The following is a 12,395-nucleotide window of genomic DNA, read 5'->3' on the forward strand; positions in this document are numbered from 1 at the left end:
CCGGCGTCACCGTTCTGGTCGTTGAGTTCACGGCTCTCGTCGTCCGGTGCAGGTGGGGCACAATGCGCGTCATGCGCGGGCGTCCGGACCGACGGGAGCCGTCGGTCGCGCGCCAGATCCTGGTCCTGCAGGTGCTCGTGGTGCTGGTCCTGGTCGTCGTCGCGATCGGGCTCGCGGCGTACGACGCGCGCGGCGACGTGCGCTCGGCGGCGACCGAGCATGCGGTGGCCGTGGCCACGACGATGGCCGACTCCCCCTCGCTCGTCGCCGCCCTCGACGACCCCGATCCGAGCCTGGTGATCCAGCCGATGGCCGAGCAGGTCCGCCACGACGCGGACGTCGACTTCATCACCGTGATGAACATGGACCGGGTCCGCTACAGCCACCCGGACCCGGACGAGATCGGGGGCGAGTTCATCGGCGACGTCGGCGGCGCTCCCGAGGGGCACGTCTTCAGTCAGGAGTACGCCGGCACCCTCGGCCCGTCGATGCGCGCGGTCGTACCCGTGCGCGACCGGGCGGGCGAGGTGGTCGCGATGGTCTCGGTCGGCATCACCATCGAGAACCTCGATCGCGCTCTGCGCGACGACGTCGTGGCGATCGCGATCGCTGCGATCGCCGTGCTCGCCATCGGGCTGCTCGGCACCTGGCTGGTCGCGCGCCGCCTGCGCCGGCTCACGCACGGCCTCGGTGAGCGCGAGATCACCCGCATGTACGAGTACTACTCGGCCGTGCTGCACGCGGTCCGCGAGGGCCTGCTGCTCATCGACGACCGGGCCCGCGTGCAGCTCGTCAACGACGAGGCGGTGCGGCTGCTCGACCTCGGCGATGAGCCGGACGCGGTGGTCGGCCGCTCGGTCCACGACCTCGGACTCCCGCCCGGCCTGGTGGCGGCGGCCCTCAGCCGCACCGCCGAGAGCGACGACCTCTACGTCGCGGGCGAGCACCTCCTGGTCGTCAGCTCCGCCCCGGCGCGATGGCAGGGCCGCGAGGTCGGCGCCGTCGTCACGCTCCGCGACCACACCGAGCTGCGGTCGGTGACGGGCGAGCTCGACGTCGTCCGGGGCCTCACCGACTCGCTGCGCGCCCAGAACCACGAGGCGGCCAATCGACTGCACACCGTGGTGTCGCTGATCGAGATGGGGCGGCCACAGGAGGCGGTCGACTTCGCGACCGAGGAGCTCCACGTCGCCCAGCTCCTGACCGATCAGCTCGTCGGCCAGGTCGCGGACCCCGTGGTCGCCGCGCTGTTGCTCGGCAAGACCGCCGAGGCGGCCGAGCGCGGCATCGAGCTCACGATCTCGGGCGAGGTGCCCGTCGGCACGGAGGGCCACTCCCGGGACCTGATCACGGTGCTCGGGAACCTGGTGGACAACGCCTTCGACGCCGTCGCGGGCGCCGTCACCCGCAGGGTCTCGGTACGGCTGGGCGGGGACGAGGACCACCTCGAGGTGGTCGTCGGCGACAGCGGGCCCGGCCTGACGCCCGAGCAGGCGACCCACGCGCTCGACCGCGGCTGGACCACCAAGGCCTCCGCGACCGACGCGCCCGGGGGCCGCGGGCTCGGGCTCGCGCTGGTCGGCCAGGTCGCGCGCCGCCGGCACGGCGAGGTGACGATCGGCTCCTCGCCGCTCGGCGGCGCGGAGTTCCGGGTCGCCCTGAGGACGGAGCCGGTCCGGTGAGCGTCCGGGTGCTCGTCGTCGAGGACGACGCGCGGGCGGCCGAGGCGCACGCGACGTACGTCGGGCGTGTCGACGGCTTCGAGCTCACCGGCGTCGCCCGGTCCGCGGTCGAGGCGATGCGCGCGCTGGAGTCCGCGCGCGCCGACGGCCGACCCGTCGACCTCCTGCTGCTCGACATGAACCTGCCCGACGGCCACGGCCTCGGGCTGCTCCACCAGGCCCGTGCATCCGGCCACCTCTGCGACGCCATCGCAGTGACGGCCGCCCGCGACACCGACGTCGTTCGTCGCTCCGTGGCGCAGGGCGTCGTGCTCTACCTGATCAAGCCGTTCACCTACCCGTCGTTCCGCACCAAGCTCGAGCAGTACGCCGCCTACCGCGCCGCCATCGCCGCGAGTCCGACCGAGGTGGTCCAGGACGAGGTCGACCGATTGTTCGGGTCGCTGCGCACGAGCGGCACCGCGCCGCTCCCGAAGGGCATGAGCGCCGAGACCCTGCGCGACGTCACCACCGCACTGCGCGACGCGACCGAGGCGATGTCCGCCAGCGAGGTCGCCGACGTCGTGGGAGCGTCCCGCGTCACCGCACGCCGCTACCTCGAGCACCTCGCCGACACCGGCCTGGCCGACCGCCGGCCGCGCTACGGGCGGGGCGGCCGGCCCGAGCTGGAGTACTCCTGGATCGGCTAGGCCAGGTTCAGACCGGGGTACAGCGGGTGCTTGTCGAGCATCTCGGCCGAGGCGTCCTTGACCTTGTCCGCCACGCCCTCACCGAGGCTGTACGACGCCTTCGACGGCCGGCCGTCCTTCGTGGTGCCCGGCTGGGTGTTCTGGAGGACCTGCACGATCAGCTCCGCGACCCGGTCGAACTCGTCGTGGCCGAAGCCGCGCGTCGTGAGGGCGGGGGTGCCGAGCCGGATGCCGGAGGTGTACCAGGCGCCGTTGGGATCCTGCGGCACCGAGTTGCGGTTGGTGACCACGCCGGCGTCGAGCAGCGCCGACTCGGCCTGGCGGCCGGTGAGGCCGAACGACGTGACGTCGAGCAGCACCAGGTGGTTGTCGGTGCCGCCGGTGACGAGGTTCGCGCCGCGCGACAGGAAGCCGTCGGCGAGCGACTTGGCGTTGTCGGCGATCTGCTGGGCGTAGGTCCGGAACTCCGGCTGGCGTGCCTCGGCGAGCGCGACGGCCTTCGCGGCCATCACGTGCGACAGCGGGCCGCCGAGCACCATCGGGCAGCCGCGGTCGACGTCGGCGGCGTACTCCTCCTGCGCCAGCACCATGCCGCCGCGCGGGCCGCGCAGCGACTTGTGCGTGGTCGTCGTGGTGAGGTGGGCGTGCGGCACCGGGTCCTCGTCGCCGGTGAACACCTTGCCCGCCACCAGGCCGGCGAAGTGCGCCATGTCGACCATCAGGGTCGCGCCGACCTCGTCGGCGATCTCGCGCATCTTCGCGAAGTTCACGCGGCGCGGGTACGCCGAGTAGCCGGCCACGATGACGAGCGGCTTGAACTCGCGCGCCTTCGCGGCGACGGCGTCGTAGTCGAGCAGCCCGGTCTCGGGGTCGGTGCCGTACTGCTGCTGGTGGAACATCTTGCCGCTGATGTTGGGCCGGAAGCCGTGCGTGAGGTGGCCGCCGGCGTCGAGGGACATGCCGAGCAGGCGCTGGTTGCCGAGCTCGTTGCGGAGGCTCTCCCAGTCCTCCTCGGTGAGCTCGTTGACGTTCTTCTTGCCGAGCCGCTCCAGGGTCGGGGTCTCGACGCGGTGGGCGAGGATCGACCAGAAGGCGACCAGATTGGCGTCGATGCCGGAGTGCGGCTGGACATAGGCGTACGGCGCACCGAACAGCTCGCGGGCGTGCTCGGCGGCGACGCTCTCGACCGTGTCGACGTTCTGGCAGCCGGCGTAGAAGCGGTGGCCGACCGTGCCCTCGGCGTACTTGTCGCTGAACCAGGTGCCCATGGTGAGCAGGACGGCGGGCGAGGCGTAGTTCTCGCTCGCGATCAGCTTGAGCGAACCTCGCTGGTCGGCGAGCTCCTGGCGGGTCGCGTCGGCGATCCGCGGCTCGACCGAGGCGATCACCTCGAGGGCCTGCTGGTACGCGCTGCTGGTGAGGGCGGAGGTCCGGTCGTCGCTCATGAGCGCAGCCTAGTGTCGTCCGGCGCCGCGGATCGAGGAGGAATGTCCGCGCCGGTCGCGCGGTTGCATGTGACGTGGAACGCAGCCGCCAGCGGCTCCCGTCGGGAGATCACCGCCCGTGTCTCACATCATGGATCGGCGTCTCACATCACGAGATCTCGGGTTGTGGGGCGGCAGTCCGGACCGTGAGACTCCTTGACATGAGCTTCGCTGCAACGCATGCCTACCTCGTGGTTCGCCGCCACGTGGACTTCGGGCGTACGCGCAGCATGATGTGTTGGCATTCCTGACCAGCCGCCCAGCAGCAGCCCCGCCGCGCAGCTGACCGCCCCGGCAGCGGAGGACCCCGACGACGTGGTCCCGCCCGGAACGTGCGTCCTGCGCCTCCCGTCAAGGAACGCCCCGCATGTCCGACCTGCGATACACCGCCAAGCGTCCCGAGCGCACCGACGTCCCCCGCCCCAAGCGCGGTGAGGGCCAGTGGGCGCTCGGCTACAGCGAGCCCCTGAACAAGAACGAGCAGTCCAAGAAGGACGACGACCCGCTCAACGTCCGCGACCGGATCCTCTACACCTACTCCAAGCGCGGCTTCGACTCGATCGACCCCGCCGACCTCCGCGGCCGGTTCCGGTGGATGGGCCTCTACACCCAGCGCAAGCCCGGGATCGACGGCGGCAAGACGGCGATCCTCGGCGAGGAGGAGCTCGACGACCGCTACTTCATGATGCGGGTCCGCTCCGACGGCCGGCTGCTCTCCCCCGCCACGGTCCGCGCGCTCGGCGCCATCGGCGTCGACTTCGCCCGTGACACCGCCGACGTCACCGACCGGGAGAACATCCAGTTCCACTGGATCCGCATCGAGGACGTGCCCTCGATCTGGGAGCGCCTCGACGCCGCCGGGCTGTCCAGCATGGAGGCGTGCGGCGACTCCCCCCGCCCGTTCCTCGGCTCGCCGGTCGCCGGTGTCGCCAAGGACGAGATCATCGACGGCAGCGCCGCGCTCGAGGAGATCGCCCGCCGCTACCTCGGCAACCCCGACTTCTCGAACTTCCCGCGCAAGTTCAAGACCGCGCTCACGGGCCACCCGTCGCACGACGTGGCTCCCGAGGTCAACGACGTCGCGTTCGTCGGCACCGTGCACCCCGAGAAGGGCGCGGGCTTCGACCTGTGGGTCGGCGGCGGTCTCTCGACCAACCCGATGCTCGCGCAGAAGATGGGCGTCTGGATCCCGGTCGACGAGGTGCCCGACGCCTGGGAGGCCGTCGCCTCGATCTTCCGCGACTACGGCTACCGGCGGCTGCGCTCCCGCGCCCGGCTGAAGTTCCTCGTCCAGGACTGGGGCGTCGAGAAGTTCCGCGAGGTCATGGAGAACGAGTACCTCGGTCGCCAACTCGTCTCCAACCCCTCGCCCGAGTCGCCCGTCGGCCACCGCGACCACATCGGCGTCCACGAGCAGAAGGACGGCAAGCACTACGTCGGCATCGCCCCGACGGCCGGCCGCGTGTCGGGCACCCTTCTCGTGCAGCTCGCCGACCTCATGGACGAGTACGCCGTGCTGGGCGCCCGGCTCACGCCGTACCAGAAGATCGTGCTCATCGGCGTGGACCCGTCGGTCACCGACGAGCTGCTCGACCGGCTCGACGAGATCGGCCTGTCGGGGCGCCCGTCGCAGTGGCGCCGCAACACGATGGCCTGCACCGGCATCGAGTTCTGCAAGCTCGCGATCGTCGACACCAAGGAGCGGGCCCGCGACCTGGTCGCGGAGCTCGAGCGGCGCTTCCCCGACCTCGACACCCCGATCACCGTCAACGTCAACGGCTGCCCCAACGCCTGCGCCCGCACGCAGGTCGCCGACATCGGCCTCAAGGGCCAGCTGGTGATGCACGAGGGCGAGCAGGTCGAGGGCTTCCAGGTGCACCTCGGCGGTGCCACCGGCCTGCACTCCAACTTCGGCCGCAAGCTGCGGGCGCACAAGGTGACGAGCGCCGGGCTCGACGACTACGTGACCACGGTGGTCACGAACTTCCTCGCCGACCGCGAGGACGGCGAGCTGTTCGCGGCCTGGGTCGCGCGCGCCGACGAGGACCTGCTGCGGGGCGACAAGGTCCTGGAGGGAGCCCTCTCATGAGCGAGCGCGCCGTGCCCTTCCACTGCCCCTACTGCGGGGAGGAGGACCTGCGCCCGCACGAAGGCGCGCACGGCGCCTGGGAGTGCCGCGCGTGCATGCGGGCCTTCAGCCTCAAGCTCATCGGTCTCCTCCGCCCGGGAGGTGCGTCATGACCGCAGCAACCACGATCACCGCACGCAACAACCGCGCGACCCACACCGAGGGCCGCTCCCCCGAGGAGCTGCGCGAGCTGGTGTCCCACTGGGGCGCCGAGCTCGAGCTCGCCCCGGCCGAGCACATCATCGAGTGGGCGGTCGCGACGTTCGGTGAGCGCTTCTGCGTGACGTCGTCGATGGGCGACGCCGTGCTCGCAGACATCGCGTCGAAGGTCGCGCCGGGCATCGACGTGGTCTTCCTCGACACCGGCTACCACTTCGTGGAGACGATCGGCACCCGCGACGCCGTCGAGGCGACCTTGCCGGTCAACCTGCGCACGATCACGCCGGAGCAGACCGTCGAGGAGCAGGACGCGGCGTACGGCAAGGACCTCTACAAGACCGACCCCGACCTGTGCTGCGCGCTGCGGAAGGTGAAGCCGCTGGCCGAGGCGCTGTCCGGCTACGACGCCTGGGCGACCGGGCTGCGCCGGGCGGAGACCCACAACCGGATCATCGCGCCGGTCATCGGCTGGGACGCCAAGAAGCAGAAGGTCAAGGTCTCCCCGATCGCGCGGTGGAGCGACGAGCAGGTCGAGCGCTACATCGCTGAGAACGGCGTGCTCGTGAACCCGCTCGTGTACGACGGCTACCCGTCGATCGGCTGCTGGCCCTGCACGCGTCGCGTGGCGCCGGGCGAGGACCCGCGCAGCGGCCGCTGGGCCGGCACCAACAAGACCGAGTGCGGGATCCACTCATGAGTGGCCGCACCCCGCAAGCCGGCAGCGTGGCCGGCGTTGCACCCCCCGCAGAAACACGCATCGCAAAGGAGGCAGTGTGATGGCTGCTCCTGCCCTGGTGGCCCTGGCCCACGGAAGCCGTGACCCTCGGTCCGCCGCCACGATCAAGGCACTCGTCGGCGAGGTCAAGGGGATGCGCCCCGACCTCAAGGTCGAGGCGGCCTTCCTCGAGCTGTCGAAGCCGTCGTTCCAGACGGTCGTCGACCGCCTCGTCAAGGCGGGTCACGACGAGATCGTCGTCGTGCCGCTGCTGCTGACCGAGGCCTACCACGCCAAGGTCGACGTGCCCGGCGCCATCGCCGAGGCGACCGAGCGGCACCCGGGCGTGCAGATCCGGGCCACGGACGTGCTCGGCATGGAGGCCCGCTTCCTCGAGGTGCTCGACCTGCGGATGCGCGAGGCCCTGAAGGCGTCGCGGGTGCGCGAGCTCGACGCGCTGGTGCTGGCCGCGGCCGGCTCGAGCGACCCGCTCGCCAACCAGGCCGTCGCCCGGCTCGCGCGGGTCTGGGGCGCCCGGCACAAGCTGCCCGTGACCGCGGCGTACGCCTCCGCCACGCCGCCGGCGACCGGTGAGGCCGTGCGCGCCTTCCGCGCCGAGGGCCGTCGGCACATCGCCGTCGCGTCGCTCTTCCTGGCCCCCGGCTTCCTGCCCGACCGGGCCGCCGAGCTCGCGCTCGAGGCGGGCGCCGTCGCCGTCTCCGAGCCGCTGGGTGCGCACCCGGAGCTGGCGCGGACGATCCTGGCGCGGTACGCCGTGGGCGCGGTGGAGCTGGTCCCGGTGTGATACCTGAGGACCGCCCGTCGGCACCTCAGGTGGAGGCGGGTGAGGGGTCGCCGTTCCTAGCGTGATCGGCATGACGATCCTGCTGTCCGACGCCCGGGTCCGGGCCCTGCCCGTGGTCGAGTGCGGGGAGCCGCTGGTGCGGCTCCCCGCCGACCTGTCTCCCGCGGGCGCCCTGGTGCGCGCCGGTCTCGCCGAGCGGCTCACGGCCGCCGACGCCCAGCTCCCGCCGGGCCTCCGACTGCGGGTGGTGGAGGGGCACCGGACCGTCGAGCGCCAGCGCGCGATCATCGCGGCGTACGCCGCCGAGCTGTGTGCCCTGCACCCCGGCATCGGCGCAGCCGACCTGGAGCGACTGACGAGCCGGTTCGTCTCCCCGATCGACGTCGCGCCCCACGTGGCCGGCGCCGCGGTCGACCTCACGCTGGTCGACGTCTGCGGCGAGGAGCTCGAGCTCGGCACCCCCATCGACGCGACGCCGGAGGAGAGCGACGGGCGCTGCTGGTTCGCGGCCGACGGCATCGGCGCGGACGCGCGGGCGCACCGCACGCTCCTGTCGGAGGTGCTGCACGCGCACGGGCTGGTGAACTACCCGAGCGAGTGGTGGCACTGGAGCTTCGGCGACCGCTACTGGGCACTCGTCACCGGCGCGCGGCACGCGGTCTACGGCCCGGTCGCCGCGGCGGTGGCGGCATGAGCGACGTCGCCCTACGGCCACGCACCAGCGCGCCCACCCGGCCGCAGCTGACGATCGACCTCGCGGCCGTGGCCGCCAACACGCGGCTGCTCGCCGACCGCGCGGGCGGTGAGCTGATGGCGGTCGTGAAGGCGGACGGGTTCGGCCACGGCGCGGTCGACGTCGCGCGCACCGCACTCGCCCACGGCGCCACCCGGCTCGGCGTCACCACGCTGGACGAGGCGTGGCCGCTGCGCGACGCCGGCCTCGCCGTTCCGCTCCTGAGCTGGCTCAACCCGGTCGACGCCGACTGGGCGGCGGCTGCCGCGCGCGACGTCGACGTGGCGGTGCCCAGCCTCCAGCACCTGGCCGCGGTGGCGGCCGCACCCGGGCGGCACCGCGTGCACCTCCACGTCGACGCGGGCATGGCCCGAGACGGCGCGGACCCCGCCTCCTGGACCCAGCTCTGCCGGGGGGCGCGCCGCGCGGAGCAGCGCGGCGAGCTCACCGTCGTCGGCGTGATGGGCCACCTCGGCTGTGCCGACGACCCGGACGACGACTGCAACGCGCTCGGCCGGACCCGGTTCGCGTGGGCCGTCGAGGTCGCCCGCGCGACGGGGCTGCGGCCGCGCGACCGCCACCTCGCGGCGACCTCCGCGACGCTCACCGACCCGCGCGCCCACCACACGATGAGCCGGGTCGGCGCCGGCCTGGTCGGCATCGACCCGACCCGCACGACCGACCTGCGGCCCGCCGCAACGCTCACGGCACCGGTGGTGCAGGTGCGCCGGGTGCGTGCCGGGACGCCCGTCGGCTACGGCCACGCGCACCGCACGCGGAGCGCGACGTACCTCGGGCTGATCCCGGTCGGGTACGCCGACGGGCTGCCGCGCGCTGCCGCCGGCCGGGCCGAGGTGCTCGTGCGCGGCGTGCGCCGGCCGGTCGTCGGACGCATCTCGATGGACCAGGCCGTCGTCGACCTCGGTGGCCGCGGCGTCGACCTCGGCGAGATCGTGACGGTGTTCGGGCCCGGAACGCAGGGCGAGCCCACGGTCGCCGAGTGGGCGGACTGGGCCGGCACCATCGAGCACGAGGTCGTGACCGGCATCGGCGCGCGCGTCGGGCGCCGTACCCTCGCCGTCCCGCACCTGCGGAGCCTGTCGTGAGGACGCGGGTCGCCGTCATCGGCGGCGGCCAGAACTGCGAGCACGACGTCTCCCTCGCCTCGGCGGCGTCGGTCGCGGCGGCGCTCGAGCCGTCGAGGTACGACGCCGTGCCGCTCACCATCGGCCGCGACGGCACCTGGCGGGACCGCGGCCTGCGCCCGATCGGCCTGAGCGGCGCGGCGCAGGTGCTGCGCGGCTGCGACGTCGTCTTCCCGGTCGTGCACGGGCCGCGGGGCGAGGACGGTGCGCTCGCGGCGCTCTGCGAGCTCGCCGGCCTCCCCTACGTCGGGTCGGGCGTGCGCCCGGGCGCCATCGCGATGGACAAGTGGGCCACCAAGCTCGTCGCCGGCGCCGCCGGCCTCGCGACCGCGCCGGGCCTGCTCGTCACGGCGGCGACGGCCGCCCACCTGCGCTGGACGCACCCGGTGGTCGTCAAGCCGGTCGCCGCGGGGTCGAGCCGGGGTGTGAGCCTGGTGCGCTCTGCCGACGCGCTGCGACCGGCCCTCGACGCCGCGCTGGCGCTCGACGACCGGGCGCTGGTTGAGGACGTGGTCGTCGGCCGCGAGATCGACGTCGCGGTGCTGCGGTGTGCGGACGGCACCCTGCTCGCCGCACCCGCCCTCGAGATCGTGGTCGACGGCCTCTTCGACTACGACGCGAAGTACGGCGGCCACGCCGACTTCCGCGTCCCCGCACGGCTCACCGAGGTCGACGCCAAGGCGCTGGAGGACGCCGCGCTCACGGCGTACGACGCGCTCGGCTGCTCGGGCGTGGCGCGCGTCGACTTCTTCCTCACCGAGGACGGGCCCGTGCTCAACGAGGTCAACACGGCGCCCGGGATGACCCAGCACTCGCAGGTGCCGCGGATGTTCGCTGCGGCAGGGCTGTCCTACCCCGCGCTGCTCGACGAGCTCGTCCGCGGTGCACACCTCTGATCCCCGGGCCACTAGCCTTCGCGGCATGACCCGCTGGCAACCGTGGTGGCCCGACCTGGCCGCGGGTCTCTTCGTGCTCGTCGTCGGCGTGCTCGAGGTCTTCAACATCGACCCCTACTACTACGTCGACGACCCGCGACCGCCGCTGCTGGTGGTCGCGCTCGGCACCGCGACGGCCGTCGCCCTGTCCCGACGCCTGCCCGCCGCGGCGCTGGCGATCGTCTGGGTGGTGGGCGCGATGCAGGTCGTCACGGGCACCCAGCTCTTGATGGTCCAGCTCGCGATCGCCGCCGTCGCGTTCGGCACCGCTCGCTGGGGCAGCATCGGCACCGTCTGGCTGAGCGCGCTGTCGATACCGCTGGCCGCCGTGATCACGGTCTACTGGATGAGCGCCAGCGTCTTCTACGAGGCCCTCGACACGGCCGGGTTCCGGGTGCTCATCGACCAGACGACGCGCTTCAGCAGCCGCTGGCAGGTGACCGCCGCGATCGCCGGCATGGCGGTGCTCGGCGTGCCGTGGCTGGCCGGCCTGTCGCTGCGGTTCTCCGCGCGGGCGGAGCAGTCGCGGGCCTCGCAGGTCGTCGCCGAGGCCGAGCGCGACCAGGCGGAGGAGATCGCCGAGCTCCGGGAGCGGCAGGCCCAGCTCGCCCGCGACGTGCACGACGTCGTCGGCCACTCGCTGGCGGTGATCCTCGCGCAGGCCGAGTCGGCGCAGTACATCGAGGACGCCGACACCCAGCGGCTGAAGCAGACGATGCAGAACATCGCCACCTCGGCCCGCACCTCGCTCGACGACGTACGCCAGGTGCTGGCGTCCACGTCCACCGCCGCCCCCGCTGGCCAGCGCACCCGGCACGTCGACCTCGACGGCCTCGTCGACGGAGTGCGGGCCAGCGGCCACGAGGTCGTCACCACCGAGGTCGGTACGCCGCAGCCGATGCCGCCGGAGCTCGAGGTCGTCGCCTTCCGCGTGCTCCAGGAGATGCTCACGAACGCGATCAAGCACGGCCGGCGCGACCGGCCGGTGCTGGTCGAACGACACTGGGAGGGTGACCTGCGCATCGAGGTCCAGAACACCATCGCCGCCGGGACCGACGAGACCCGCCCGATCGCGCTGCCCGCGGAGCCGCCGCCGGTGGGCGGCCAGGGCATCGACGGCATGCGGCGCCGGCTCGAGGCCGTGGGCGGCCGGCTCGACGTACGCCGGCGCACGGATCCGCCGACGTTCACCGCGACGGCCTGGGTGCCGGTGAGGACGCGATGACCCTCCCCGTGGCCGAGCCCATCCGGGTGCTGCTCGTCGACGACCAGGAGCTCTTCCGCGAGGGCGTGCGGGTGATCGTGGACGCCCAGGACGGCATGGAGGTCGTCGGCGCGGCCGGCGACGGGCTCGAGGCGGTGCGCCTCGTCGACGAGCTCGAGCCCGACGTGGTGCTGATGGACGTCCGGATGCCGGAGATGGACGGCGTCGAGGCGACCCGCCAGATCTTCCTGCCCGACCGAGCCGCCCGCCGGGATCAGCCGGTGCGCGTCGTGGTGCTGACGACGTTCAACCTCGACGACCGGGCCGCGGCCGCGATCCGGTACGGCGCGAGCGGCTTCCTGCTCAAGGGGACGACGCCGGTGATGCTGCGCGACGCGATCCGCACGGTTCACGCCGGCAACGCCGTGCTGGCCCCGGCCGACCTGTCCACGCTGCTCGACAGCCAGTTCCAGGCGCCGACCGCACCGCCCGCGCCGTACCTCTTGCTCACGGAGAAGGAGCGCGAGGTGTTCGGGGCGGTCGCGAAGGGGCTGTCGAACACCGAGATCGCCGGCCAGGTCTTCCTCAGCGAGTCGACCGTCAAGACGCACGTCGGCGCCATCCTGCGCAAGCTCGGGTTGCGCGACCGGGTGCAGATCGTCGTGTTCGCGCACGAGCACGGCCTCGTCGCGCGTTGATTCAGCTCTGGGTCCGGC

12 protein-coding genes are annotated in these 12,395 nt (G+C 73.0%); 11 read left to right on the forward strand and 1 reads right to left on the reverse strand.

Going from position 1 to position 12,395, the window contains the following annotated elements:
• Positions 1-71: 71 nt before the first annotated feature.
• Together ACFQQI_RS24245 and ACFQQI_RS24250 are read left to right on the forward strand one after the other, a co-directional pair.
• Entirely contained in the window at positions 72-1,682 is a 1,611-nt protein-coding gene (locus ACFQQI_RS24245; protein WP_378569185.1) for an ATP-binding protein, read from the forward strand.
• The gene (locus ACFQQI_RS24250; protein ID WP_378569186.1) at positions 1,679-2,371 is read left to right on the forward strand and encodes a response regulator; all 693 of its coding nucleotides are present in this window, start codon (positions 1,679-1,681) and stop codon (positions 2,369-2,371) included. The genes ACFQQI_RS24245 and ACFQQI_RS24250 overlap by 4 nt, the downstream gene beginning before the upstream one ends.
• On the opposite strand, the gene ACFQQI_RS24255 is transcribed toward ACFQQI_RS24250, so the two are convergent.
• On the reverse strand, positions 2,368-3,816 hold the full coding sequence (locus tag ACFQQI_RS24255; protein WP_378569187.1) for a glycine hydroxymethyltransferase: 1,449 nt from the start codon (positions 3,814-3,816) through the stop codon (positions 2,368-2,370). The genes ACFQQI_RS24250 and ACFQQI_RS24255 overlap by 4 nt on opposite strands.
• 406 nt (positions 3,817-4,222) lie before the next feature.
• Here ACFQQI_RS24255 and ACFQQI_RS24260 point away from each other — a divergent pair, with 406 nt between their 5' ends.
• The 9 genes from ACFQQI_RS24260 to ACFQQI_RS24300 all read left to right on the forward strand — a co-directional run bounded on the left by ACFQQI_RS24260 (position 4,223) and on the right by ACFQQI_RS24300 (position 12,377).
• Entirely contained in the window at positions 4,223-5,944 is a 1,722-nt protein-coding gene (locus ACFQQI_RS24260; RefSeq protein ID WP_378569188.1) for a nitrite/sulfite reductase, read from the forward strand.
• Complete coding sequence (locus ACFQQI_RS24265) at positions 5,941-6,096, forward strand: hypothetical protein (RefSeq protein WP_378569189.1); 156 nt, start codon at positions 5,941-5,943, stop codon at positions 6,094-6,096. Before ACFQQI_RS24260 ends, ACFQQI_RS24265 begins: the two co-directional genes overlap by 4 nt.
• Positions 6,093-6,839 carry a phosphoadenylyl-sulfate reductase gene (locus ACFQQI_RS24270; RefSeq protein ID WP_378569190.1) on the forward strand — a complete coding sequence of 249 codons (747 nt, stop codon included), beginning with the start codon at positions 6,093-6,095 and terminating at the stop codon, positions 6,837-6,839. Before ACFQQI_RS24265 ends, ACFQQI_RS24270 begins: the two co-directional genes overlap by 4 nt.
• 79 nt (positions 6,840-6,918) lie before the next feature.
• Positions 6,919-7,662, forward strand: coding sequence for a sirohydrochlorin chelatase (locus tag ACFQQI_RS24275; RefSeq protein ID WP_378569191.1), 744 nt, complete (start codon positions 6,919-6,921; stop codon positions 7,660-7,662).
• Positions 7,663-7,732: 70 nt separating this feature from the next.
• Positions 7,733-8,356, forward strand: coding sequence for a M15 family metallopeptidase (locus ACFQQI_RS24280; RefSeq protein WP_378569192.1), 624 nt, complete (start codon positions 7,733-7,735; stop codon positions 8,354-8,356).
• The gene (gene alr, locus ACFQQI_RS24285; protein ID WP_378569193.1) at positions 8,353-9,501 is read left to right on the forward strand and encodes an alanine racemase; all 1,149 of its coding nucleotides are present in this window, start codon (positions 8,353-8,355) and stop codon (positions 9,499-9,501) included. Before ACFQQI_RS24280 ends, alr begins: the two co-directional genes overlap by 4 nt.
• Positions 9,498-10,436: a D-alanine--D-alanine ligase gene (locus ACFQQI_RS24290; RefSeq protein ID WP_378569194.1), complete on the forward strand. Its 939-nt coding sequence runs from the start codon at positions 9,498-9,500 to the stop codon at positions 10,434-10,436. Before alr ends, ACFQQI_RS24290 begins: the two co-directional genes overlap by 4 nt.
• A gap of 25 nt (positions 10,437-10,461) precedes the next feature.
• Complete coding sequence (locus ACFQQI_RS24295) at positions 10,462-11,700, forward strand: sensor histidine kinase (protein WP_378569195.1); 1,239 nt, start codon at positions 10,462-10,464, stop codon at positions 11,698-11,700.
• On the forward strand, positions 11,697-12,377 hold the full coding sequence (locus tag ACFQQI_RS24300; RefSeq protein WP_378569196.1) for a response regulator: 681 nt from the start codon (positions 11,697-11,699) through the stop codon (positions 12,375-12,377). The genes ACFQQI_RS24295 and ACFQQI_RS24300 overlap by 4 nt, the downstream gene beginning before the upstream one ends.
• Positions 12,378-12,395: the final 18 nt, after the last annotated feature.

The organism is Nocardioides sp. GCM10030259 (assembly GCF_042666375.1).
Taxonomy (GTDB): Bacteria; Actinomycetota; Actinomycetes; order Propionibacteriales; family Nocardioidaceae; genus Nocardioides.

Bases quoted from the DNA above. Each gene is read 5' to 3' on its own strand.
- ACFQQI_RS24275 (WP_378569191.1), top strand. From the start codon at position 6,919: ATGGCTGCTCCTGCCCTGGTGGCCCTGGCCCACGGAAGCCGTGACCCT.
- alr (WP_378569193.1), top strand. From the start codon at position 8,353: ATGAGCGACGTCGCCCTACGGCCACGCACCAGCGCGCCCACCCGGCCG.
- ACFQQI_RS24270 (WP_378569190.1), top strand. From the start codon at position 6,093: ATGACCGCAGCAACCACGATCACCGCACGCAACAACCGCGCGACCCAC.
- ACFQQI_RS24260 (WP_378569188.1), top strand. From the start codon at position 4,223: ATGTCCGACCTGCGATACACCGCCAAGCGTCCCGAGCGCACCGACGTC.
- ACFQQI_RS24280 (WP_378569192.1), top strand. From the start codon at position 7,733: ATGACGATCCTGCTGTCCGACGCCCGGGTCCGGGCCCTGCCCGTGGTC.
- ACFQQI_RS24255 (WP_378569187.1), bottom strand. From the start codon at position 3,816: ATGAGCGACGACCGGACCTCCGCCCTCACCAGCAGCGCGTACCAGCAG.
- ACFQQI_RS24245 (WP_378569185.1), top strand. From the start codon at position 72: ATGCGCGGGCGTCCGGACCGACGGGAGCCGTCGGTCGCGCGCCAGATC.
- ACFQQI_RS24265 (WP_378569189.1), top strand. From the start codon at position 5,941: ATGAGCGAGCGCGCCGTGCCCTTCCACTGCCCCTACTGCGGGGAGGAG.
- ACFQQI_RS24295 (WP_378569195.1), top strand. From the start codon at position 10,462: ATGACCCGCTGGCAACCGTGGTGGCCCGACCTGGCCGCGGGTCTCTTC.
- ACFQQI_RS24300 (WP_378569196.1), top strand. From the start codon at position 11,697: ATGACCCTCCCCGTGGCCGAGCCCATCCGGGTGCTGCTCGTCGACGAC.